This is a genomic window from Micromonospora sp. NPDC048935 (assembly GCF_043197875.1).
Lineage (GTDB): Bacteria > Actinomycetota > Actinomycetes > Mycobacteriales > Micromonosporaceae > Micromonospora.
In genome coordinates this window covers 33,617-57,746 of sequence record NZ_JBICTZ010000016.1, presented here as the reverse complement: position 1 = coordinate 57,746, position 24,130 = coordinate 33,617, and the positions used below count along the sequence as shown (strand labels likewise).

At 71.1% G+C, this 24,130-nt stretch carries 13 protein-coding genes and 1 pseudogene; 13 read left to right on the top strand and 1 reads right to left on the bottom strand.

All coding sequences use genetic code 11. The features are described from left to right. The first annotated feature begins 38 nt into the window (after nucleotides 1-38). The 13 genes from lipB (at nucleotide 39) to ACGFIW_RS31035 (ending at nucleotide 12,721) form a co-directional block, all read left to right on the top strand. The gene (gene lipB, locus ACGFIW_RS31095; RefSeq protein WP_393323369.1) at nucleotides 39-680 is read left to right on the top strand and encodes a lipoyl(octanoyl) transferase LipB; all 642 of its coding nucleotides are present in this window, start codon (nucleotides 39-41) and stop codon (nucleotides 678-680) included. Nucleotides 681-1,209: 529 nt separating this feature from the next. Beyond that, complete coding sequence (locus ACGFIW_RS31090; protein WP_393323366.1) at nucleotides 1,210-2,154, top strand: pyridoxal-phosphate dependent enzyme; 945 nt, start codon at nucleotides 1,210-1,212, stop codon at nucleotides 2,152-2,154. A gap of 1 nt (nucleotide 2,155) precedes the next feature. Beyond that, complete coding sequence (locus ACGFIW_RS31085; protein WP_393323363.1) at nucleotides 2,156-3,367, top strand: ATP-grasp domain-containing protein; 1,212 nt, start codon at nucleotides 2,156-2,158, stop codon at nucleotides 3,365-3,367. 121 nt (nucleotides 3,368-3,488) lie between these two features. After that, the gene (locus ACGFIW_RS31080; RefSeq protein WP_393323361.1) at nucleotides 3,489-4,643 is read left to right on the top strand and encodes an ATP-grasp domain-containing protein; all 1,155 of its coding nucleotides are present in this window, start codon (nucleotides 3,489-3,491) and stop codon (nucleotides 4,641-4,643) included. Next, on the top strand, nucleotides 4,640-5,437 hold the full coding sequence (locus ACGFIW_RS31075; RefSeq protein ID WP_393323358.1) for an SAM-dependent methyltransferase: 798 nt from the start codon (nucleotides 4,640-4,642) through the stop codon (nucleotides 5,435-5,437). The genes ACGFIW_RS31080 and ACGFIW_RS31075 overlap by 4 nt, the downstream gene beginning before the upstream one ends. After that, entirely contained in the window at nucleotides 5,434-6,540 is a 1,107-nt protein-coding gene (locus tag ACGFIW_RS31070; RefSeq protein WP_393323356.1) for a pyridoxal-phosphate dependent enzyme, read from the top strand. The genes ACGFIW_RS31075 and ACGFIW_RS31070 overlap by 4 nt, the downstream gene beginning before the upstream one ends. 28 nt (nucleotides 6,541-6,568) lie before the next feature. Then, nucleotides 6,569-7,225, top strand: coding sequence for a class I SAM-dependent methyltransferase (locus ACGFIW_RS31065; RefSeq protein WP_393323353.1), 657 nt, complete (start codon nucleotides 6,569-6,571; stop codon nucleotides 7,223-7,225). Nucleotides 7,226-7,277: 52 nt separating this feature from the next. After that, nucleotides 7,278-7,958: a hypothetical protein gene (locus tag ACGFIW_RS31060; RefSeq protein ID WP_393323350.1), complete on the top strand. Its 681-nt coding sequence runs from the start codon at nucleotides 7,278-7,280 to the stop codon at nucleotides 7,956-7,958. Between the two features lie 16 nt (nucleotides 7,959-7,974). Continuing rightward, nucleotides 7,975-8,547: a non-canonical purine NTP pyrophosphatase gene (locus ACGFIW_RS31055; protein ID WP_393323347.1), complete on the top strand. Its 573-nt coding sequence runs from the start codon at nucleotides 7,975-7,977 to the stop codon at nucleotides 8,545-8,547. A gap of 88 nt (nucleotides 8,548-8,635) precedes the next feature. After that, on the top strand, nucleotides 8,636-9,235 hold the full coding sequence (locus tag ACGFIW_RS31050) for a TIGR00730 family Rossman fold protein (protein WP_393323345.1): 600 nt from the start codon (nucleotides 8,636-8,638) through the stop codon (nucleotides 9,233-9,235). Further along, the gene (locus tag ACGFIW_RS31045) at nucleotides 9,220-10,509 is read left to right on the top strand and encodes an MFS transporter (RefSeq protein WP_393323343.1); all 1,290 of its coding nucleotides are present in this window, start codon (nucleotides 9,220-9,222) and stop codon (nucleotides 10,507-10,509) included. Before ACGFIW_RS31050 ends, ACGFIW_RS31045 begins: the two co-directional genes overlap by 16 nt. An 11-nt stretch (nucleotides 10,510-10,520) precedes the next feature. Beyond that, nucleotides 10,521-11,783 (top strand): ATP-grasp domain-containing protein, encoded by a 1,263-nt coding sequence (locus tag ACGFIW_RS31040; protein WP_393323340.1) that lies wholly within the window; start codon nucleotides 10,521-10,523, stop codon nucleotides 11,781-11,783. Then, the gene (locus ACGFIW_RS31035; RefSeq protein WP_393323338.1) at nucleotides 11,780-12,721 is read left to right on the top strand and encodes a kinase; all 942 of its coding nucleotides are present in this window, start codon (nucleotides 11,780-11,782) and stop codon (nucleotides 12,719-12,721) included. The genes ACGFIW_RS31040 and ACGFIW_RS31035 overlap by 4 nt, the downstream gene beginning before the upstream one ends. Before the next feature lie 47 nt (nucleotides 12,722-12,768). Here the strand turns inward: ACGFIW_RS31035 and ACGFIW_RS31030 are convergent. Further along, nucleotides 12,769-24,099 (bottom strand): annotated as a pseudogene (locus ACGFIW_RS31030) (type I polyketide synthase); the annotation flags it as partial. Nucleotides 24,100-24,130: the final 31 nt, after the last annotated feature.

Below are 24,130 nucleotides of genomic sequence, written 5' to 3'. Positions count from 1 at the left end.
CAGGGACGATTGCCGACATCAGGACTAGGCTGGACGCCGTGACGACGACGACTCCCGGTCTGACGGCCGTCCGCGCCGGCCTGCTCGACTACCAGGCCGCCTGGGACGAGCAGCGGCGCCTGCACGAGGCGGTTGTCGCTGGTGAGCGCGGCGACACCGTGCTGCTGCTGGAGCACCCGAGCGTCTACACCGCGGGCAAGCGCACCGAGCCGTGGGACCGACCCACGGACGGCACTCCGGTCGTCGACGTGGACCGCGGCGGCAAGATCACCTGGCACGGGCCGGGGCAGCTCGTCGGTTACCCGATCCTGCGGCTGCCCGACCCGGTGGACGTGGTCGCGTACGTCCGCCGGACCGAGGAGCTGCTCATCGACGTGTGCGCCGAGTTCGGGCTGACCGCCGGCCGGGTCGAGGGGCGCAGCGGTGTCTGGGTGCCCGAGGACGACCGGGGGCCGGCCCGCAAGGTGGCCGCCATCGGCATCCGGGTCGCCCGGGGCGTCACCCTGCACGGCTTCTCGATCAACTGCGACTGCGACCTGACCTTCTTCGACCGGATCGTGCCGTGCGGCATCCGGGATGCCGGCGTCACCTCGCTCACCGCCGAGCTGGGCCGCCCGATCACCGTCGCCGACGTGCTCCCGGTGGTCGAGCGCCGACTCGGCACCCTCGTCGCGGTCTGACGCGGGGGCCCGTCCGTTCCCCTCGGGTACGAGGCCGCCCGGCGGCCGGCGACACGACGCCGAGGCGGCGACCCCCCGTCCGACCGGTCACCGCGCGACGCCAGCTCCGCGGGTGCCAGTCTGCCAAGGTTGGGCCGGCGGAGGGCGAAACCCGCTCGACTCGACGACGGCCCGGCCATCGGATTCGCACCGTCCAGGCGGACGGCAACAGCCATAGAAGACGGCGTCCTCCCAGGTAGATCGCCATTACCTATCTGACAGTCGTACTGGGGTTGCCGTCTATGCCTGTTGCGACTAACGTTCCCGTCACGATGACGTTGCCTCCCACGGAGCTGTGACAGCCCGGCATGTAGCCCGAGGTCGCAGTTGCGCCAGCTCCGGCAGTGAGTGGCGACGATATCCGCGAACCCGCACATGAGGGTTGGCTGAAATAACGGGGGATAATTTGTTCAACCATGTCGCCGACGCGTTAGCGCGTGAGGATCTGATACGCCTGAGAGACGACCTTTATGTTCTCCGATTCGAGACGATGAAGGTCGCTTCCGCACTGGGCGCTGTTCAGCAGCTGATGGACGAGGGCCGCATCAGGCCCGGGGACACGCTTGTCGACAGTTCCAGTGGAATCTATGCCTACTCATTGGCGCTGGCGTGCCACAAGTTCGGTTTTAAATGCCATATCGTCGCGTCGCCAAGCGTGGACCTGACGCTGAAGGCACAATTGGAGTTTCTCGGCGCGACTGTCGACCAGCCCCGCGCCACGCGGGATGCCAGCCTCGATCAGGCCGAGCGCGTCCAACGAGTGGTGGAGTACGTCAAGGACCACCAGCGGGCGCACTGGATGAGCCAGTATCACGACCCGGTCCACTACGCCGGCTACCAGCCGATCGCCCAGCGACTCGCGGACAGCCTCCGCGCCGACCGGGTGACGCTCGTGACCGGTGTGGGCAGCGGGGCGTCCTCCGGCGGCCTGGCGACGGCATTGGGAGAGGTCGGTGTCGACGTCGACCTGATCGGTGTCCAGCCGTTCGGCAGCGTGTCCTTCGGCAGCCAGGACATCAGCGATCCCAAGTTCCTGATCTCCGGTCTCGGCAGTGGCATCTACTTCGGCAACATCCGTTATGCCGCCTTCAGGTCCGTGCACTGGATGGGCTTCGACTACGCCCGGTCCGGCAGCGTCGACCTGCTGCGCCACCACGGCGTGTTCGCCGGCCTGTCCAGCGGAGCCGCGTACCTGACCGCGGCCTGGGCGCTGGAACACCGTCCGGCGAGGCGCGGTGAGCCGGTCGTCTTCGTCGCCGCCGACACGGGGCACCGCTACGTACCGGAGGTCTTCGCCTCGACCGATCCGGTGGTGACCCGGGACCCGTCGCTGCCGCTGTTCATCACCCACCAGGACGATCTTCGTCTGCCCTGGTGCAGGACCGACTGGGTGCGGCACGGCACCGCCTTCTCCACGCCACAGCGGAGCCTGTGACATGACCAGGGTCGTGCTGCTGGAGGCTCTGGCTTTCGGCCTGGACCGGCTGTCCCGCGCCGCCGAGGAACGCGGGATCGATCTGGTGCTGTTGACCTTCGACCGCAAGTACTACCGGCGGCAGTTGGCCAAACACCACCACGTGCGGGTGGTCGACGTCGACACGTTCGACATCGACGCGATCCGCCGTGCCCTGGACGCGCTCGCCCCCGTGGACGGCCTCATCTCCAACACCGACACCTGGGCGGCGACTGCCGAGGTGCTCGCCGCGGAGCGCGGGTTCGTCAACGTGCTGCGCCACGCGAGCCGCCTCAGGGACAAGGTCTGGGTCCGCAACACCCTGGTGGACGCGGGGCTCAGCAAGGGCAGGGCCGCCCGCGCGACGCACTGGCTCGACCTTCGCGAGCAGCCCTGGTCCGGCCCGGTGATCGTCAAGGACGCGGCCGGCACGGGTAGCCGCGACGTCCTGCTGGCCCGGTCTGTCGAGGACGCCGAGAAGATGATCGCGCGACTGGTGGAGGGTGGCCTGCCGCCGGAGCGGGTGGCCGTCGAGCCCTACGCCTTCGGCCCCCTGTACAGCGCGGAAACCTACACCACCACCGCCGGGACGCTGCTCTGTGGCGTCACCAGCAGGACCATCTCGGAACTCCCCGAGTTCCGGGAACTCGACATGACCTATCCGGTCGGCCGCGGGACGGACTGGGAGGACCGGGTTCGTCGTTGGGTGGCGGCGGTGCTCGAGGCGATCGGCCGTGGCGTCGGTCCGTCGCATGTCGAATTCGTCGACACGGGCAACGGCTTCGAGATCGTCGAGGTGAACAGCCGGCTCGGCGGTGGCCTGATCGGCGAGAGCATCGAAATGGTGAACGGGATCAGCCCTTACCATTTGCTGATCAGCCAGGCACTGGTTCCGGAGCTGGGTCAGCAGCACGTCGAGCTGGCGAGGACCGCACCACAGGCTGCCGCTTTCGCTCAGGTGGACAAGCACCTGCCCCGACCCGGCCGCCTCGGTGAGATCCTCGGCGTCGAGGACCTGGCATTCTTCCCCGGAAACGTGCGCTGGCACGAGGTGATCGGGCCGGGCACCGTCGTGGCGAACACGACCGATCAGAGCGCCAACTACGGGACGGTCACCGCTACCGGTGCCACCCCGGGTGAGGCACTGCGTCGCGCGCATGCCGGCGCCCGTCACATTCGCCTCGTCCTCGAATAGCTTCAGCGCTTATCAGCGATTGCAGTGCCTCCCGTCCTGGCTTCGACAGACAAGGGGCCTCTACATTGATGCCGCCATTCCGACAGGCAAGCAGGTGAAGGCAAAACTGATTCTCCTCGGCGTGACCCGACACACCGTAGAGGAGGCAACGCGGCTCGGTGCCGAGGTGCTCGTGATCGACACGCCCGCATTCGTCTCGATCCTGGATCTGCCCGCCGGCAGTTGCGCCCTCGCGGACGCCGACTACCTGAAACGCAGCCCCGAGTCCATCGTCGCCACCGCCCGTGCCGTGATCGGCGGAGCCGACGCCTGCCTCACGCTCACCGAAGTCGCGATGAGCCTGTCCGCCGAGGTGAACGCCCTGCTGGGTGTGGCGGACAACAGCCCCGACGTCGTCCGCCGCACGATCGACAAGTCGCTGATGCGGGCCAGTCTGGACGGGACACCGCAGTTGCGGCTGCCCTGGCTCCGGCTCGGTTGCCAGGATGAGTTCGCGGCGTTCCTGCGCGAGGCCCGCGAGACGTACATCGTCAAGCCCGTCGCCGGCGTCGGCTCCGAAGGGGTCAAGCGCTACCAGAATGGCGACTCGCCGCCGTCCGACGGCTATCCCTTTCTGGCGGAGCCGGAGCTGCACGGACGCGAACTGTCGGTGGAGGCGTTCAGCCAGCACGGGCAGCACACGGTCATCGGGCTGACCAGCACCGAGTTGGGGACGAAGGGCGCGGCCGGCGAGTTCGTCGCCTACGGGCACATCTTCCCCGTCGCACTCAGCCCCGCCGAGACCCGGGCGGTCGAAGACACGGTCCGGATGTTTCTGGACGTTCTCGGCGTACGCCACGGCCTGACCCACACCGAGATCATCCTCACCGCCGACGGACCGAAGGTCCTGGAGACCCACACCCGTCACGGCGGCGGCAAGATCCGGGAGCTGGTCCAGGCAGCCCTCGGCATCGACATGGTGCGGCTGGCCCTGGCCGCCCGGCTCGGGCTGGCCCCGGCCACACACCTCACGCCGCGGCACCACCGCGTCGCGGCGGTGCGCTTCCTGCAACCGCCGCCCGGCCGGGTCAGCGCCCACAGCGGGGTGCACCGAGCCCGGTACCTGCCGCACGTCGTGCAGCTGGAGTTCCCGTGGCACGTCGGTGACGAGATCACCACGGAGGAGGTGCTCGGCGACCGACCCGCCTTTGTGATCGTCGCCGCCGACACGCAGCAACAGGTGGAAGAGGCCCTGGCCGCAGTGGAGGAGGAACTCGAATTGGTGGTGCGGAAGTGACTATCTCGGTAATCGGCATCGGCTATGGCGGGGATGTCACGAGCGAGGCACGGACCAGCCTCCAGGAGGCGGACGTCGTCATCGGGCACGAGGACTTCATCGCCTCCGTGCGGCACCTGGTGCGCGACGGCGCGGAGTGCTTCGACGTGCAGACGCTCACCGACACCACCGACAACGTCTTCGCCGCTCGGGCACGGGCCGCCCTCGACCGCGCCCGGGCCGGCGAGCGGGTGGTCATCGTGTCCGGCGGGGATCCTGGCCTCCTCGGCATGGCCGGCCCGCTGATCAGCGAGTTGTCCGCCATCGCCGACGCGCGGAGCCTGCCGCGGGTGCGGGTCCTCCCCGGGCTCTCGGCCTGGCAGTACGCGTCGGCACGGTTGGGGGCGCCGTTCAACGGCGGCATCTGCGTCATCTCGCTCTGCCTCCACAGCCACACGGAGGAGAAGATCCGGCGGCAGGTCGAGGGCGTTGCCGCCGCGGGGCTCGGCGTCGTCGCCTACATGCTGCGCCACAACGGTGAGGCCAAGCCGGAGCGGTACCCGACCGAGGTGCCGGCCGCCGAACTGGCCCGCCGGCGCTTCCTGCTCCTGCGGGACGCGTTACTGCGGCACCGGCCGGCGGACACACCCACCTACCTGTTCAGCGGCTTCGGGGACGAACGGGGTGACACGCCGGAGCAGGCGCCTCTCCAGGACAGCCTGCGGCTGTGGGAGCGGTCCGATGACGAGTCCGTCTTCTGCGTACCCGGCGTCGACCACGCCTCCGCCCACGGATACGTCTGGGACGTGACATGACGGACGCGGTACGACCGCCGAGCGGCACCGCCGTCACGGCGCTGGAGTGCGTCCGATGTGGTACCCAGCATCCGGTCGGCGACTATCCGCTCGGATGCCCCTCCTGTGCCGCGGCGGGCCACGGCTCGAACCTGTTCTGCCGCTACCCCACCGACGCGGTACGCCAGGACCAACTGGTGCCGTACCCGGTGGTTCCGAATCTGGGCCAGGGGCACACGCCGCTGTTCCCACTGCCCTGGCTCGACGGGGTGCTCGTCAAGAACGAGGCGGCGAATCCGACCGGATCCCACAAGGACCGGTTCGCGGCGATGGTGGTGACCCACGCGAAGGTCTCCGGCTACGAGCGCGTCGTCGTCGGATCCTCCGGTAACGCCGGGCTGGCCACCGCCGCCTTCGCCGCCGCCGTCGGTCTCCGGGCCGTGGTGGCCGGCTTCACCTGGCTGCCCGAATCGCTCGCGGGGCCGCTGCGCGGGCTCGGAGCGGACCTGCGCACCTTCGACACGGACGAGGAACGTGTCCGGTACGTCAAGGAGGCGGCCGCGCGCGACGACTCGTTGGCCGTCTCCAACGTCGCCGACATCGTCATCGGCAGTAGCTGCTTCGGGATCGAGGGTTACAAGGCCATCGCCTGGGAGATCGCGGCCAACGTGCCCGGCGGGGTGGACGACGTCGTGATTCCGTCGAGCCGTGGCGATCTGGCGTGGGGCATCCACCTCGGTTTCACCCAGTGGTCGGCCCTGACGGGCGGTCGCGTGCCACGCCTCCACCTGGTCGAACCCTTCCCCCGGTTGTCCGAGGTGCTCGCCGGCCGGGACGTCGCGACACGCTTTCCCGACAGCGCCGGAAGCCTCCACTCCATCGCCGGGGACAGCACGACCGTGCAGGCCCACGCCGCGGTGACCCGCAGTGCGGGCAGCGTCGTGGTGGTGCGGGAGGACGTGGCAACCGGCTGGTACGAGCGGGCGGGTCGACACGGGCACACCTGGGAGATCAGCAGTTGCACCGTGCTGGCCGCCTACGACGACCTCCGGCGACGCGGCGTCATCCCGTCCGCCGATCGCACGGTCCTGATCACCACCTCTCACCTATTCAAAGGGCTGTGACAGCCCCGGCACCGAGGAGACAACACCCATGAAGACGGCGAGTCTGTGGGGTGCGCCCCCGAAGCGCTTCTACCACTTCCTCCGGCGGCTGACACCGGCCGCACCGGGTGAGCCGCTCACCCTGGCCGTGCTCGGTTGTGCCGACGGAAAGTTCGTGCTGCCCGCGGCCCGGCGGGGCATCAGGGTCTGGGCTGCCGACATCGACGAGATCACCCTCTTCGGCGGCTACAAGGAGGACAGCAGCGGCAGGGTGCACGTGCCGGGGCTCACCGCCCGTCTCAAGACGGAGGGGCTGGAGGAGCTTGTCGACATCCACCACGGCAGTTTCGTCGACACACCGCCGGAGCGTCGGTTCGACGGCGTCTTCACCAGCGGCGCGCTCCAGTACTCGAACAACATCAGCCACGACCTCGCCGACATGGTCGACCTGGTGGGCGGCTGCGTACGGCTGGGTGGGCTGCTCTACGTGGACTACATGCTCCCCTACGAGGAGAAGTACAAGGGCCGGCCCAACTGCCCGGAGGCCGGGTGGTGGAAGGAGTACTTCCACGGCCGCCCCGAGTGGCACGTGCACTACAACCGGGCGATGGCGCCCACCCTCGACCGGGCCCACCTCGACTACCCGGTCGACCACTACCACCAGTGGGGGCACGTCCTCGCCGAACGTCGCGTCGACCGCGGCTAGACGTCCGACACCTGGGTCCGGACCTGTGAGTCTCGTGGAGGAGCCCGATGCCGTGACTGTCTCAACTGTCAACAGCGAGTCGGGCCGGTGGCCCACCGGGGACGGGGTCCCTGCCCTGGACGCGATCCGCCCGCTGACCGCGCAGACGCGATGCCCCTTCGCCAGCGGAGCCAACCTCGTCGCGGCACCGAGCTACCGGGGTGGCCCCATCGACGATCACCTGGACCGCGCGCTGCCGGACCTGACCAGCTTCACCCGTCGCGCCGAACGGGACCGACTCGACGCGTTCGTTCTCTGGTTCCCCCTCACCATTGTGGACGCCGCCGACCTGCGAGGTCTCGGCCGCCTGACACATTCCCTGGTGCGGGCCGTCCTGCGGGGCGACCCGAGCCAGCCTCGGGCGGTGGACCCGGAGTTGATCCAACAGCCTCGCTGGCGGCTGTCGTACGCGGAGATGGACTACTTCATGGCCGTCTTCGCCCCGATCTACGGCCCCCACCACAGCAGGTACACCTTCGGCATCAAGAACCAGGTCTTCGTGCTGCTGCAACCCGACAGCTCGTTCCACCTCCGCCTCGGGCGCGACCCGGGCCGGGTGCGGAAGAGCATCAGGAAGCGCTTCGCCCGGGCCGGCCAGTCCTACGACACCCAACTGCTGGAGGCACACAAGTTCGTACTCCCCCTGTCGCATGGCGACCCACCCGTGCGGTGGTACGACATGCCGGTCCTGTGACACGTCTAATCCGAGGATGCGCTCCCCCATGGTCGTCGCCTACCTGGCCAGCCAGAACAAGATCAAGATTGCCGAGACCCGGGAGATCATCCCCGGGATCGAGCCGCTGGACATCGAACTGACGGAGATCCAGTCGCCCGATCCCGCCGTGGTCGTTCGTCACAAGCTCCACCAGGTGGCGGCCGCCGGCCTCACGAAGCCGGTCCTGGTCGAGGACACCGGGCTCTTCGTGCACCACTGGCACACGCTGCCGGGCGCCCTCATCAAATGGTTCGTCGAAGAACTCGGTACGGCCCGGCTGTACCAGGCACTCACCGCGGAGGGACCGACGGCGGCCACCGCGGTCAGCGCGGTAGGGGTCGTCCACCGGGGCGAGACGAGCGTGTGGCAGGGGCAGACGACCGGACGGATCGTCCCTCCGCGCGGCGACCTCGGCGGGTGGACCCCCGTCTTCGAGGTCGGCGACACCGGCACGACCCTCGCCGAGATGTCGTTCGCGGAGCGGATGCGCCACACCATGCGCGCCGCGCCCCTGCGCCAGGCGGTGGCCTGGTTGGCAGAGCGGCAACCCGACCTGTTCCCCTCGTGAGCCCGGGCGTCCGTCCGCACGGACACCACCACCTGGCCGACCGCTGCACCGCCGACCCGATCGAAGACCAGACACGGGAGATCCGTCAGTGCGAATCTGCGTATTCCTATCCGCCACCAACACCGACGAGTCCTACGCCAGCGCGGTACGGGAACTCGGCAATCTGATCAGCGGCCACGGGCACGATCTCGTCTGGGGCGGGTCCGAGGCCGGTCTGATGCAGATCCTGGCCGACACCGTCCAGGAATCGGGCGGTCGCCTCATCGGGGTCTCCGTCGAGTCGTTGCGCTGGGTCCTGCGGCAGAAGCTCAACGAGGGCGACGAGGTGATCGTCACCGCTGATCTCGCCGCCCGCAAGGCGCTGCTGCTCGAACGCTCCGACGCCGTCCTGGTGCTGCCGGGCGGCACCGGCACGCTGGACGAGGCGACGGATGTCATCGAGCTGAAGCGGCACCGGGTGCACGACAAGCCCATCGTGATCATCAACATCGGGGGCTTCTACGACGGGCTCCACCAGCAGCTGACGCGGATGGAGGAGGACGGCTTCTTCGACCTGCCGGTGTCCCAGCTCGTGCGGTTCGCACCGGACCCGTCCACGGCGATGGCCCTGATCGAGGCCACGAGCGCCGACCACGCCGGCGCGAACGGCGTGGCGCCGCACGCGGAGCACTCATGCCCCCGCGGTTAGCGACCCGGGTGTCCCGTGCCATTCCCGCCGGACCCGCTCGTATCCTCGTCGTCAACGCCCTGGTCGGCACCTTCGGCAGCGGCCTCTTCTACGCCGGCAACGTCATGTACTTCACGCGGGTCATCGGCCTCAGCGCCTGGGAGGTGTCGCTGGGCATCTCGATAGCCGGTGCCGCCGGCCTGGTCGCCGCCATGCCGATCGCCGCCCTCGCCGACCGGATCGGATTCCGTCCGACCCTCGTCGCGTTACACCTCCTGCGGGCGGCCGTCTACCTCGCCTACCTCTGGGTGGACGACTTCACCGGCTTCCTCGTGCTGGTCTGCGTCATCGGGGTGGCGGACAAGGCCAGTTACCCCCTCACCCAAGCCCTCGTGGGCAGCCTGTTCGACGGCGCGGCCCGTACGAAGACGATGGCCGTCATGCGGGCGACCCAGAACATCGGCATGTCCGGTGGGGCGCTCGCCGCCGCGGCCGTGCTGACCGTGGATCTCCGCACCGGCTTCCTCCTCCTGACGGCGGCCAACGGCCTGTCGTTCGTCTTCACCGCCAGCCAACTGTGGCGGATCCGTCCCGCCGCCGACGCGGTGGAGGCAGCCGCGGCCCTTCCGGAGGTCGCCGAACCCGCCGCGCGCGTGGGCAGATGGCGACACCTCGGGCTCAGCGGCCTCAACGGCGTGCTGTCGCTGCACGACACCGTCCTGTTCGTGGCGCTGCCGCTGTGGCTGGCCAGCGACAAGGACGCACCCACGGCGATGGTGAGCATCGTCCTCGCCATCAACACCGTTCTGACCGCGGCCGGGCAGGTGTGGTGGACGAGATTCACCCGGACCGTGCCCCAGGCGGCGTGGGCGGCGGTCGCGGCCGGCGCCCTGCTGGCCGGGTCGAGCTTGACCCTGTGCTTTGTCGGCATCGCCGGACCGATCGTCACCGCTGTGCTCGTGTCGGTCGCCGCCGTGCTGCTGACCCTCGGCGAGAACCTGCACGCCGCCGCTGCCTGGGAGATCTCCTTCGCGCTGTCCCCGAGTGACGCACGCGGCTCCTACCTGGCGATGTTCGGCCTCGGTCAGTCCGCCCGTGATGTCTGCGGACCCGCCGCCGTCACCGCGCTCGTCAGCAGCTTCGGCCCGTACGGCTGGGCTCTGCTCGGGGTCACGTTCGTTCTCGGTGGCGCCGGCTTCCGACGGTCGACCCTCCGACTCGTCGAGCGGCAGCGGCTCGCTCGCGAACAGCACACCCGCGGGGCCACCGCGCCAGCCGCACCGGCCGCTCACTAAGGAGGAATGAGTTGCACCTGCTCATCATCGGCGCGGGCAGCGAGCTCCCGCCGCGTGCCCGGGCGGCTCGTCCCGGCCTGAGGACCAGCGTGATCTGTCAGCAGCAGGCGGTGCCGTACCTGCAGGAGCCCGAGCGGATCGATCGCCTGGTCGTGCTCCCCCAGTCGGCGGCGGTGTCGGAGTGGGTGGCCGCCGCCACGTTCATCAACGACGTCGCACCCGTGACGTGGTTGGCGAACTTCACCGAGTACGACACCGACAAGACGGCGGCGATCGCGCAGGCGTTGGGTCTGACGGCGCCCTCGGCCGAGACGTACCGGTACATCAGCGACAAGTGTGCGATGCGCCAACGCCTGGCAGCGGCCGGGGTGGACGACACGCCGGCGGCCGTGGCGCACACCGTCGAGGACATCCGCCGCTTCGGTGACCAGGCCGGTTACCCGTTGATCTGCAAGCCGCTGAGCGGAGTGGGCAGTCGCGGGGTGGTCCTCGTCCGGTCGGCGGACGAGATCGGTCCGGCCTTCCGGCACGCCACGAGCGCGGCCGAGAGTCTCGACGTCACGCAGGTGATGGTGGAGCGGTTCCACCAGGGCCGGGAGTTCAGCGTGGAGGCCGTCAGCGAGCACGGGCGACACCTGGTGGTATGTGTGACGGAGAAGCACCTGGCCAACGGCTTCGTCGAGATCGGGCACGTGCTGCCCGCCCCGCTGTCGCCGGAGGTCCGCTCGGACATCGAGCGGACGGTCGGGGCGGCCCTCGACGCCCTCGGGGTCCAGACCGGTGTCACGCACACGGAGGTGATCGTCACGCCGGAGCGCGTGCGCATCATCGAAACCCACCTGCGGCTGGCCGGCGACGAGATCCCGCAGATGCTTGCGGGAATCTCGTCCATCGACCTCGCCGACGCGTTGGTGCGGCAGAGCGTGGGAATGTCCGTACTCGACGACGTGGAGGTGGCGAAGCGTCGCTTCGACGCCGCACCGCTCTACGCCGCGATCTGGTACGCCGAGCCGACCGCGGACGGCGTCATCGAGTCGATCGACGGAATCGACGCGGCCCGCCTGATTCCGCACGTGCGGGACGTATCGGTGACCGTCGGTCGCGGCGACCGGATCTCGCCGCTGACCATGTCCCGGGACCGGCCCGCGTACGCGTGGGCGACGGGCACGTCGGCACGTGCGGCCCTCGACCGGGCCAGGGCCGCCGTCGGTGAACTGCGCTTCACGACCGTGGCGGACCGGCGGGGGGAGTCTGCGGTGGCGGCGGGGCGATGACCACGCCGAAGGCCAGCACGCGCCGCCCGCGGAACCGTTTCGTCGGCCGGGCGTACGGCACCTTCGGAGAGCTGCTACAGGGCGTGCTGCCGGAAGAGGACGGTGACTTCCTGGTCACCATGCCCATCGCGCGGTGGTCCACAGCGACCTTCCACCGTGACCCGGAGCTGCGCGACCTGGCGGTCTGGCCACCGCACAAGACCAAGGCGCTCACCCTGGCCCGTCTCATCGCCGCCGACCACGCGACGGGGACGACGGGCGGCAACCTGGTGCTGCGCAGCGACATCCCGGAGGGGAAGGGGCTCGCCAGCTCGTCGGCGGACCTCGTCGCGACCGCACACGCCGTCTGCGGCGTGCTCGGAGTCGAACTCCCGCCGACGCGGCTCGAGGACTACCTGCGCGCTATCGAACCGACCGACGGCGTGCTGTATCCGGGCGTGGTGGCCTTCCACCACCGGGCCGTCCGCATCCGGTCGACGCTCGGCTCGCTGCCTCCGGTGTCGGTGGTCGGAGTGGACGAGGGCGGCGAGGTCGACACCCTTGAGTTCAACCGGCTCCCGAAACCCTTTTCGCGACGAGACCAGCACGAGTACGCCGACCTGCTGCACCGTCTCAGCGCCGCGGTCCGCACCGGCGACCTGACGGAGGTCGGCAGGGTCGCGACCCGCAGCGCGGAGATGAACCAGCGGCTGAGGCCGAAACGGCTGCTGGCCGCACTGCGGGCGACCTGCCGGGACGTGGGCGGCCTCGGCGTGGTGTGCGCGCACAGCGGCACCACGCTGGGCGTCCTTCTCGACGGCACCGAGACGGAGTACCGCTCGAAGCTGAGGCAGACCCTCGCCGCGTGCCGACGCCTCGCCGGCAACGCGTCCGTCTACCGGGGGCTCACGTTCGACCTGCCGGCACCGCACGACGCGGGTGCCACCGGGCTCCGGTGACCCCTGCCCCCGGCCCGGCCCGGTGACCCGCTCCCACCTCGGCACCGTCAGAGGGTATTGATCCAGGCCAGGACGGCCTTGGCGGTCGTGGTGGCGTGCTCCTCCATCATCGTGAAATGGTCTCCCGGCACCTCCACGGCGTCCGTGGCAGAGGGAGCGGTCCCGCCGCCGAGAAGCTCCGCGGCCCGGATGCGGAGGGTGGGAAGGGCGGTCCGGTCCGGGGTCCAGGCCGAGAAGATCTTGGAGTACGCCCCGAGTGCGGTGAGCCAGGTGTCGTCGATGAGGCCGAGGTCCTTCTCCCTCTCGAAGAGCCCTCGAAGGATTCCCGCCTGTGCGGACGCCAGGACAGGACTGTCCGGCGCGTAGGAGTCGATCAGGACGAGGCCCGCCGGGGCGAGGCCCCGCGCCTCGAGTTCGGCGGCGACGGCCTGCGCGATCCAGCCGGCCGAGGAATACCCGACGAGCACGAATGGAGTGCCGTTCGCGAAGGTCCGAACGGCGTCGGCGTGCAGGCGGGCAAGCGCGCTCACCGAGGCGGGCAGCGGGTCGCCCGCGGAGTAGCCCGGTTCCGGCAGCACCGAGACATCGCAGACGCCCGCGAAGGATGTCGCGAAGCGGGCGTACTGGAAGGTGCCCGACAGGGCGACCAGGGACGGAAAGCAGACCAGGCGGGGGGTGGCAGGGCCCTGAGCCAGCCGGACCGGGTCCGGGAACTTCACCTCCTTCGAGGTCTCGTCGAAGTGCGGGCGCAGCCCCGAGGCGGTCACCGCCAACTCCAGGCCCTGATCGAATCTGCCCTGCTCGCAGGCCTGGCGGAACATGGCCTCAAGCGAGCCGAACGACGGCGACGGTGCCTGCGCGGCCCCGCCGTCGGACGTGAGGTCCACGAGCAGCCGCCGGGCCAGGTCTCCCGGCGTGGGGTGGTCGAACAGGAGCGTGGCCGGAAGGCGGAGCCCGGTGGCGGCGTTGAGGCGGTTGCGCAGTTGCAGCGAGGTCAGGGAGTCGAATCCGATCTCCTTGAACCCGCTGGTGGGATGCACCTCATCGGGATTGCCGAAGCCGAGCACGGTGGCGACCTGGTTCCGGATGAGCTGGACCAGCACGGCCTCCTGCGCGGTGGCGTCCCTGCCCAGCAGGCTGCCGCGAAGGGCCTGCGGGCCGTCGGGACGCCCCACCGGCTGCCGGGCCGGCGGAACGAGGCCCCGTAGCAGGTGCGGCAGGCTCCCCTCCTCGGCCCAGGAACGCAGCGCCGGTGGGTCCATCGGAGCGGGGACCAGGACCGGGGCCGACAGGGAGAGTGCGGTGTCGAACAGGTCCAGTCCCTCCCGCGCGGACATCGCCACCGCGCCGGAGCGGACCAGGCGGGTAACGTCGCCGCCGGTCCGCTGCGCCAGGTCCTCCCACAGGCCCCAGGCCAACGACTGCGCCGCAAGCCCGGCGGCACGGCGGTGCTGGGCCAGGGCGTCCAGGAACGCGTTCGCCGCGGCATAGGCGCCCTGGCCCGCAGAGCCGAGGATTCCCGCGGCGGAGGAGAAGAGGACGAAGGCCCTCAGGTCGAGGTCCGCGGTGAGTTCGTGCAGGTGCCAGGCCGCCTCCGCCTTGGGCCGGAGCACCGCGTCGAGGCGGGAGGGGCTCAGCGCGGACACGACGCCGTCGTCCAGAACGGCGGCGGCGTGCACGACTCCGGTCAGCGGCCGGGAGAGCCCCGCGAGCAGGCCCCGCAGAGCCTCGCGGTCCGCGACGTCGCAGGCCACGGCCGTCACCTCGGCACCGGTCTCCGCCAGTTCGGCCACCAGGGCCGCCACGCCGTCCGCCTCGGGGCCCTGGCGCGAGGCGAGCACCAGATGGCGCACCCCACGTTCCCGGACCAGGTGGCGGGCGAGCAGGCGTCCCAGCCCGCCCGTTCCGCCGGTGACCAGGACGGTCCCGTCGAGATCCCACCCGCCTTCGGCGGCGGCGGAGGGCGCCACCCGGGCCAGCCGCGGCGCGCACAGCGCACCCTCCCGCACCGCCACCTGCGGCTCCCCGCAGCTCGCGGCGACCGGAATCGCGCGCAGCGACGCGTCGTGCCCGTCGCTGTCCACGAGGACGAAACGCCCGGGGTGCTCCGACTGGGCCGACCGGACCAGGCCCCAGAGCGCGGCCTGATCGAGACGTACACCGTCCTGTGGACGGACCACCGCCGCGCCGGACGTCACCACGACAAGCTTCGACGTGGCCAGCGCGTCCGCCGCCAGCCACACCTGGAGCTCCGCCAGCAGGCGGTGCGAGGCCGCACGGGCGGCGGCCGCCAAATCCCCGCCCGGGGCCGCGAACGTGCCGGTGGGCAGCACCACCGTGTCCGGGACCGGGGCGCCCTCCCGCACCGCGCCGACCAGCTCTGCGAGATCGGCGTACCGGCCGCGGCCCAGCTCCTCCAGGTGCCTCGCGGCCGTCAGACGACCGGGCGCGACGGGAATCCAGTCGGGCTGGAACAGGGCGTCGCGGTGGCGACCGCGCAACTGCGCGATGTTCTCCTCGGAAATCGCCCGGATGACGAGGGCGTCGACGGACAGGATCGGTGTGCCCGATTCGTCGGCCGCCACGATCGACACCGTGTCCGGGCCGACGCGGGCCAGACGCACCCGCAGACTGGTCGGGGCTGCCCCGTGCACCGACACCCCCGTCCAGGAGAAGGGGAGCCGCACCGGGCCGCCGGGGTTCGCCGGGTCGGTGCCACCCGCCGCGGCGAGTGCCTGCAACGCGGCATCCAGCAGGGCGGGGTGCACACTGAACCCGGCAGCGGTGCCCAGGCCCTCCGGCAGGGCCACCTCGGCGTAGACCTCGACGTCGTCGCCGGTGGTGCGCCAGACGGCCTGGAGCCCCTGGAAGGCCGGCCCGTAGACGTAGCCGGCCTCGGCGACCGCCGCGTAGAAGCCGTCGAGGTCGACCCGCTCCGCGCCCGCCGGGGGCCACTCCGTCAGGGCATCCGCGACCGGACCGGCCGCACCCTTGGTCAACACGCCCTCCGCGTGCTGGGTCCACGGTAGGTCCGGCCCGTCCGGCCGGGAGTACACGCCAAGCGTTCGGCGGCCGGACGCGTCCGCGGGACCGACCAGGACCTGCAGGCGAAGCGCCCCCTCCTCGGGCAGCACCATCGGCGCGTGCAGGGCCAGTTCCTCGATCAGGTCGCTGCCCGCCTCGGTGGCCGCATGCATCGCCAGCTCGACGAAGGCGGTGCCGGGCAGCAGGACCGCGTCGCGCAGCGCATGACCGGCCAGCCACCGCTGGTCGGCGAGGGCGAGCCTGCCGGTGAGCAGGAGCGTGCCGGTGTCGGCCACCTCGACGGCGGCACCGAGCAGCGGATGACCCGCGGCGTCGATGCCCGCGGACGACATGTCGCCCGGTCGCCGGGCGGGGACGTCCAGCCAGAACCGCTCCCGCTGGTAGGCATAGGTCGGCAGCTCCGTGCCACGCACGTCACCGGAGCCCAGCACGGGTTTCCAGTCCACCGGAACACCACGCACGTACGCCTCGGCGAGCGAACCCGCGAACCGGACCCAACCGCCCTCGTCGCGACGCAGCGAGCCCACCACGACGGTGTCCACACCGAGGTCGGCGGCGATGGTCTGCACCCCCGTGCAGAGGGCCGGGTGGGCGCTCGACTCGACGAACATCCGGTACCCGTCGGCCAGCAGCGCGCGCACCGCCGCCTCGAAGGCCACCGGCTCGCGCATGTTCCGGAACCAGTACTCGGTGCCGAGCGTCCCGCCGGTCTCCACGAGGCCGCCCGTGACGGTCGAGTAGAAGGCGACAGACGACGGGCGCGACTCGATGGGGCCGAGAAGCGCCAACAGCGGTTCGCGCACCCTGTCCACGATGGGGCAGTGAGTCGCGGCCGACGCCGAGAGCACCCTGGCCTTGATCCCGTCCGCCTCGCACTCGGCGACGAATTCGTGCAGGTCGGCGAGGTCGCCCGCGACGAGCACGGCCCCCGGCGCGTTGACGGCGGCGACCACGATGCTGCCGCGCCACCGGTCCATCCGCTCCTGCGCCAGCGCTGGGGACAGCCGGACGGCCGCCATCGCGCCGAGACCGAGCAGTTCCTCCACGAGGAGGCGGCTACGCAGCGCCACGATGCGCGCCGCGTCGGGAAGGCTCAGCGCGCCGGCCACGCAGGCTGCCGCGATCTCCCCCTGGGAGTGGCCGACGACGGCCGCCGGCTCGACACCGTGGCTCCGCCACAACTCGGCCAGGGAGACCATCACCGCGAACAGCACCGGCTGCATCACATCGAGGCGTTCGATGGACGGCGCGTCGGCCGCCTGGCGGATGACGTCCAGCGGAGACCAGTCGAGGTACGGGGACAGGGCCGCGACGCACTCGGCCATCCGGGCCGCGAACACCGGCGAGTCCTCCAGCAGTTCGGCCGCCATCCCCGGCCACTGCGAGCCGTGGCCGGGAAAGACGAAGACCGCCTTGCCGCTCAGATTGGCCATGCCCTGCGCCACGTTCGGCGCGGCCACACCCTCGGCCAGGGCACGTAGGCCGTTCCTGAAGTCCTCCGGCTCCCGGCCCAGGACCACGGCGCGGTGGTCGAACGTCGAGCGTGTCGCCAGGAGCGCCCGGCCGACCCCGACGGGATCGACGCCGTCCAGGTCGAGGAGGCGTTCGGCCTGCGCGCGCAGCGCCCTGCCGGTCTTGGCCGTCACGATCCAGGGCAGCAGGTCCTGCGCCGAGGGCTCGGCGCCGGGCTCCTCCCCCTCCTCCTCGGCCTGTTCGATGACGACGTGGGCGTTGGTGCCGGAGACGCCGAACGAGGAGACACCCGCGCGGCGCGGTCGCCCGGTCTCCGGCCACGGACGGGCCTCGGTCAACAGCTTCACCGCACCCGAGGACCAGTCGATGTGCGGGGACGGCTCATCCACGTGCAGCGTCCTGGGGAGCAGCCCGTGCCTGATCGCCAACACCATCTTGATCACACCGGCCACGCCCGCGGCCCCCTGGGTGTGGCCGATGTTCGACTTGAGCGAACCGAGCCAGAGCGGGGCGTCCTCCGGTCGGTCCTGACCGTAGGTCGCCAGGAGAGCCTGGGCCTCGATCGGGTCGCCGAGGGTCGTACCCGTGCCGTGGGCCTCGACCGCGTCCACGTCGCGGACCGTCAGGCCGCCGTCGGCCAACGCCTGCCGGATCACCCGCTGCTGCGAAGGCCCGTTCGGAGCGGTCAGTCCGTTGCTCGCCCCGTCCTGGTTCGTGGCCGTGCCACGGACCACCGCGAGGACCCGGTGGCCGTTGCGGCGCGCGTCGGACAACCGCTCGACCAGCAGCATCCCCACGCCTTCGGAGAAACCCGCCCCGTCGGCGGCGGCGGCGAACGACTTGCTGCGCCCGTCCCTGGCAAGGCCCCGCTGGCGGCTGAGCTCCCGGAACAGGGACGGCTGGGACATGATCGTGGTCCCGCCGGCCAACGCCAACGTGCAGTCGCCCTGACGTAGTGCCTGGGCCGCGAGGTGCAGGGCCACCAGCGAGGAGGAGCAGGCCGTGTCCACGGTGATCGCGGGGCCCTCAAGACCGAAGGTGTAGGAGATCCGGCCGGACGCCACACTGGCCGCGCTGCCATTGCCGAGGTAACCCTCGAAACCCTCCATTCCGGACGGCATCCGCGTGCCGTAGTCGTTGTACATGACTCCGGCGAACACCCCGGTCCTGCTGCCCCGCACCGACGCGGGGTCGATGCCGGCCCGTTCGAACGCCTCCCACGAGGTCTCCAGAAGCAGCCGCTGCTGTGGGTCCATCGACAGCGCCTCGCGGGGCGAGATACCGAAGAACGAGGCGTCGAAGTCGGCCGCGTCATGGAGGAAGCCACCCTCGGTGGCATACGACTTGCCGTACGCCTCCGGGTCGGGATCGAAGAGGTCGTCGGGCCAGCCGCGGTCGGTGGGGAAGGTCGTGATCGCGTCACCGCCCGCCAGCAGCAGGCCCCACAGGTCTTCGGGTGAGGCCACCCCGCCGGGGAACCGGCAGGCCATCCCCACGATCGCGATGGGTTCGTCGACCGCCGCGCCGGCCGCGAGCGGCGCCACCGGCGACGCGGGGGCCAGGCCGGAGGCCCGCTCTGCCAGGTGGCCGGCCAACACGGCCGGGGTCGGATAGTCGAACACCAGCGTGGCCGGCAACTGGAGGCCGAAGAGCCCGCCCAGCCGGTTCCGGAACTCCACGGCGGTCAGCGAGTCGAACCCGACGTCCCGGAAGGCGCGGTCCGACCCGATCGCGTCCGGCGTCACGTGGCCGAGCACCGTGGCCGCGCTCGCGCGGACGATGTCCAGCAACTCCCCTACCCGCTCCGCTTCTGGCAGACCCGCCAGGCGCCGGAGCAGGGCATTGTCCGCGGTGCCCGGACCGGAGACGGCAGTGCGCCGGACCACGCCGCCGACCAGCCCCCGGAACATCGCCGGCACCATGCCCGGCACCGCCTGGGCCCGCAGGGCGGCCAGGTTGAGCGGGGCCACGACGAGGACAGCGTCCCCCGTGGCGGTGGCCTCGTCGAACAGCGCCACACCCTCGTCGGACGACATCGGCACCATGCCCAGCCGGCTGAAGCGCGACAGGTCGGCCTCGCCCAGCCCCTCGGTGAGACCGCTCGCCTCCTCCCAGTAGCCCCAGGCCAGCGACTGGGCGGCCAGGCCCCGGGCCCGACGGGCCTGCGCCAGAGTGTCGAGGAACGTGTTGCCCGCCGCGTAGTTGGCCTGGCCGATGCTGCCGAAGACACCGGCGGCCGAGGAGAACAGCACGAAGGCTGCCAGATCGTGGTCGGCGGTGAGCTCGTGCAGGTGCCACGCGCCGTCGACCTTGGGGCGCAGGACCTTCTCCACACGCTCGGCCGTCAACGCCTCGACCACCCCGTCGTCCAGGGCGCCGGCCGCGTGCACCACGGCGGTCAGCGGATGCGCGGCCGGGATGGCGGCGAGGAGTTCCTCGACCGCCGCGCGGTCGGCCACGTCGCAGGCCGTCACCGTGACCTCGGCGCCGAGCGCGGACAGCTCCCGTACGAGATCCGCGGAGCCCGCCGCCGCCATGCCCTGCCTGCTGGTCAGCAGGAGGTGCCGAGCCCCCCGTGTGGTCACGAGATGCCGGGCGAGCACCCCACCGAGGGTCCCGGTGCCGCCGGTGATCAGGACGGTCCCCTCCGGGTCCCAGGCACGCCGCGCGCTCTCGCCGGACGGCGGGGCGCAACGCACCAGCCCCGGGACGAACAGCGTCCCGCCCCGGACGGCCAGTTGCGGCTCACCGGAGGCGACCGCACGCTCGAGCGCCGCCAGCGACTCCGCCCGGCCGTCCAGGTCGACGAGCGCGACGCGGTCGGGATGCTCCAGCTGCGCCGCCCTCACCAGACCCCAGATCGCGGCGTGTGACAGGTCCCCGACCTGCTCGTCCGGCCTCGCCACGAGCGCGCCCCGAGTCACGAAGACCAGCCGCGAGGAGTCCAGATGCGGGTCCTTCAGCCACCCCTGCAACAGTCGGAGGGCGGTGCGGACGGCCCGGCGAGTGCTTCCCGGCACGTCTGCCGAACCCGCGGGGAGGGTGGCCAGCACCACGCCCGGCGGTACGGAGCCCGAGGCCAGCGCGAAAGCCAGACCGCCCAGGTTCGGGTAGCGCTTGACCTCGGCGCCGTCGCGTCCCAGCGAGTCGGGGCCCACCATGGCCCACAGGCTCGGGGGAACGGTTTCCTCCGCTGGGGGCAGCGCGGTCCAGTCGATCCGGAACAGCGCGTCCACGCGGCCGGGTCGACCGGCCGCGAGTTGGTCGGGAGTGATCGGCCGGGTCACCAGGGAGACGGCGGACAGCACCTGCGCGCCCGTGTCGTCCGCGACGGTCAGCGCCAGCTCGTCCGGACCGCCCGAGCGCAGCGCCACCCGCAGCCGGGACGCCCCGGTGCGGTGCAGAACCACGCCGCGCCAGGAGAAGGGAAGCCTGAGTTCGTCGGTCGCGGACACGCCCAGCCCCACGGCGTGCAGGGCGGCGTCCAGCAGCGCCGGATGCAGCCCGAACCGGCCGGCGGTCCGCTCCTCCTCCGCGTCCAGGGCGACTTCGGCGAACACCTCGTCGTCGCGCCGCCAGGCGGACGTCAGGCCCTGGAAGGCCCGACCGTACTCGTAACCCGCTGCCGCGGCAGCGTCATAGAAGCCGGCGACGTCCAGTGGCTCCGCGTCGGCGGGCGGCCAGTCCGCCAGGGCGGGCCGCGCGGACGGTGCTCCCCCGGTGCCCAGGACGGCGCCGGCGTGGCGGGTCCACGGAACGTCCTCCGGGACACCGTCCGGCCGGGAATGGACCGCGAGGCTGCGCCGGCCGAGATCATCGGCCTCGCCCACGGTCAGCTGGAGCCGGACCGCACCCTGCACCGGGATCAGGAGCGGGGCCTCAAGGGTGATCTCCTCGATGAGATCGCAACCCACCTGGTCTCCCGCCCGGAAGGCGAGTTCGACGAACGCCGTACCGGGCAGCAGGACGGTGCCGTGCACGGCATGGTCGGCCAGCCACGGGTGGCTGTTCAGCGAGAGCCGCCCGGAGAAGAGGAAGGAATCGCCGTTCGCGAGGCTGGTGACCGCGCCCAGCAACGGATGGTCGGCGCTCGCGAGGCCGGCCGCCGAGACATCGCCGGCCCCGGGGCCCCGCTCGGTCAGCCAGTAGGACTGGCGTTGGAAGGGGTAGGTGGGCAAATCCACCGACCGGGCACCCACACCCCCGAAAGCCACCCCCCAATCCACCCCAACACCCCGAACAAAAACCTCACCCAACGACATCAAAAACCGCCGAAGACCCCCATCATCCCGCCGCAACGACCCCACAACAGCCACCAACTCACCACACTCATCCACAGTCTCCTGCAACGCCGGCACCAACACCGGATGCGGACTAACCTCCACCAACACCCGATGCCCATCACCCACCAAACCCCGAACCCGATCCTCCAACAACACCGTCTCCCGCAAATTCCGAACCCAATACTCAGCACCCAACTCCGCCGTATCCAACAACCCACCAGTCACCGTCGAATGAAACGGAACCCCACCCGACCGCGGCACCACCGACCCCAACACCTCAAGCAACCGCTCCCGCACCCCATCCACCTGCACCGAATGCGACGCATAATCCACCGGAACCCACCGCACCCGAACCCCACCAGCCTCACACTCAGCCACCAACTCCGCCAACGCACCAGACTCACCCGACACCACCGTCGACCGCGGACCATTCACCGCAGCCACCGACACCACACCCCCCCACCGCCCCAACAAACCCCGCACCTCCCCCACCGACAACGCCACCGAAACCATCCCCCCCAACCCCGCCAACGACTCCCCAATAACCCGACTCCGCAACGCCACCACCCGCGCACCATCCTCCAACGACAAACCACCAGCCACCACCGCCGCCGCAATCTCACCCTGGCTATGCCCCACCACCGCAACAGGCCGCACACCAAACGAAACCCACACCTCCGCCAACGACACCATCACCGCCCACAACACCGGCTGCACCACATCAACCCGCTCCACAGACGGCGCCCCCTCAACACCACGCAACACATCAAACAACGACCACCCCGTAAACGGCCCAAGCGCCGCCGCACACTCCGCCATCCGCCCCGCAAAAACCCCCGACTCCCCCAACAACTCCACCGCCATACCCACCCACTGCGACCCCTGCCCAGGAAACACGAACACGGCACCGGTGGGCTGGTTTCCGCCGCCCGACACGACACCATGACCGTCGCGGCCGTCGGCCAGCAGGTCGAGACCGCGCAGGAGTTCGTCCCGGTCCTGCCCGATGACGACGGCGCGGTCACCGAACGTGTGCCGTCCGGCCAGGGCGGCGCCGACGGCCACCGGGTCCAGCTCCGGGCGGGCCGCCACATGGGCCCTGATCTGTTCGGCCTGGGCCCGCAGGGCCGTGGCACCGTGGGCCGAGAGCACCCACGGGAGCACGCTCGGGGCGGGCCGGTGGGCGGGCTCCTCACCGTCGGTCGGTGGCGCCTGTTCGAGAATGACGTGCGCGTTGGTGCCACTGATGCCGAACGACGAGACGCCCGCGCGGCGCGGGCGGCCCGTCTCGGGCCAGGGTCGGGCCTCGGTCAGCAGCTCGACCCTGCCGGACGACCAGTCGACGTGCGGCGTGGGCTCGTCCACGTGCAGAGTCTTCGGCAGCACGCCGTGCCGCAGCGCCATGACCATCTTGATCAGGCCGCCGACCCCGGCGGCGGCCTGGGTGTGCCCGATGTTCGACTTCAGCGACCCCAGCCAGACCCGGTCCTCCCGCACCCGATCCCTGCCGTAGGCGGCGAGCAGTGCCTCCGCCTCGATCGGATCGCCGAGCCGGGTGCCGGTGCCGTGTGCCTCCAGGGCGTCGATCTCGGCGGGGGTGAGCCGGGCGTTCGCCAGGGCCTGACGGATCACGTCCTCCTGGGCCGGGCCGTGCGGGGCGGTCAGCCCGTTGCTGGCGCCGTCCTGGTTGATGGCACTCCCCTTGACCACCGCCAGCACCCGGTGCCCGTTGCGCCGCGCGTCCGAGAGCCGCTCCAGCAGCACGAGGCCGACGCCCTCGGCGAGTCCGGTGCCGTCGGCGGCAGCCGCGAACGCCTTGCACCGGCCGTCGGCGGCAAGGCCCTGCTGGCGGCTGAACTCCGCGAACACCTCCGGCGACGACATGATCATGGCGCCACCGACCAGGGCCAGCTCGCACTCCCCCCGCCGCAGCGACTGGCCGGCGAGGTGGAGCGCCACCAGCGAGGACGAGCACGCCGTGTCGACGGTGACCGCCGGGCCGGCCAGTCCGAAGGTGTAGGCGAGGCGCCCGGAGGCGACACTTGCGGCACTTCCGGTGAGCAGGTAACCCTCGACGTCCTCCGGGACCGAGTGCAGATTCGCCGAGTACCCCTGGAAGGAGGCGCCGACGAACGTGCCGGTCCGGCTGTCGCGCAGCGACGCGGGGTCGATGGCCGCCCGCTCCCAGACCTCCCAGGCCACCTCGAGCAGGAGCCTCTGCTGTGGATCCATTCCCAGCGCCTCGCGCGGCGAGATGCCGAAGACCGCCGGATCGAACTCGGCCGCGTCGTAGACGAAGCCGCCCTGGGCTACCGCCGGCTGGCCGTCGGGGGCGGGCGTACCGATGCTGTCCACGTCCCAGCCGCGGTCCACCGGGAAGTCGGCGATCGCGTCGCCTCCGGAGTGGACCAGCTCCCACAGGTCCTCCGGCGACCGGACCCCGCCCGGATACCTACAGGCCATCCCCACGATCGCCAGGGGCTCGTGCGCCCCGTCCTCGATCTCACGGAGCCGGCGGCGCACCTGGCGCAGATCGGCGGTCGCGCGCTTGAGATAGTCGGTGAGCTGCTCATCGGTCGCCATATCGCCCTCGTCTGTCTGATCGCTG

Coding starts and splice junctions, on each gene's coding strand:
- ACGFIW_RS31055 (WP_393323347.1), top strand. CDS start 7,975: ATGCGCTCCCCCATGGTCGTCGCCTACCTGGCCAGCCAGAACAAGATC.
- ACGFIW_RS31035 (WP_393323338.1), top strand. CDS start 11,780: ATGACCACGCCGAAGGCCAGCACGCGCCGCCCGCGGAACCGTTTCGTC.
- ACGFIW_RS31070 (WP_393323356.1), top strand. CDS start 5,434: ATGACGGACGCGGTACGACCGCCGAGCGGCACCGCCGTCACGGCGCTG.
- ACGFIW_RS31085 (WP_393323363.1), top strand. CDS start 2,156: ATGACCAGGGTCGTGCTGCTGGAGGCTCTGGCTTTCGGCCTGGACCGG.
- ACGFIW_RS31045 (WP_393323343.1), top strand. CDS start 9,220: ATGCCCCCGCGGTTAGCGACCCGGGTGTCCCGTGCCATTCCCGCCGGA.
- ACGFIW_RS31065 (WP_393323353.1), top strand. CDS start 6,569: ATGAAGACGGCGAGTCTGTGGGGTGCGCCCCCGAAGCGCTTCTACCAC.
- ACGFIW_RS31090 (WP_393323366.1), top strand. CDS start 1,210: ATGAAGGTCGCTTCCGCACTGGGCGCTGTTCAGCAGCTGATGGACGAG.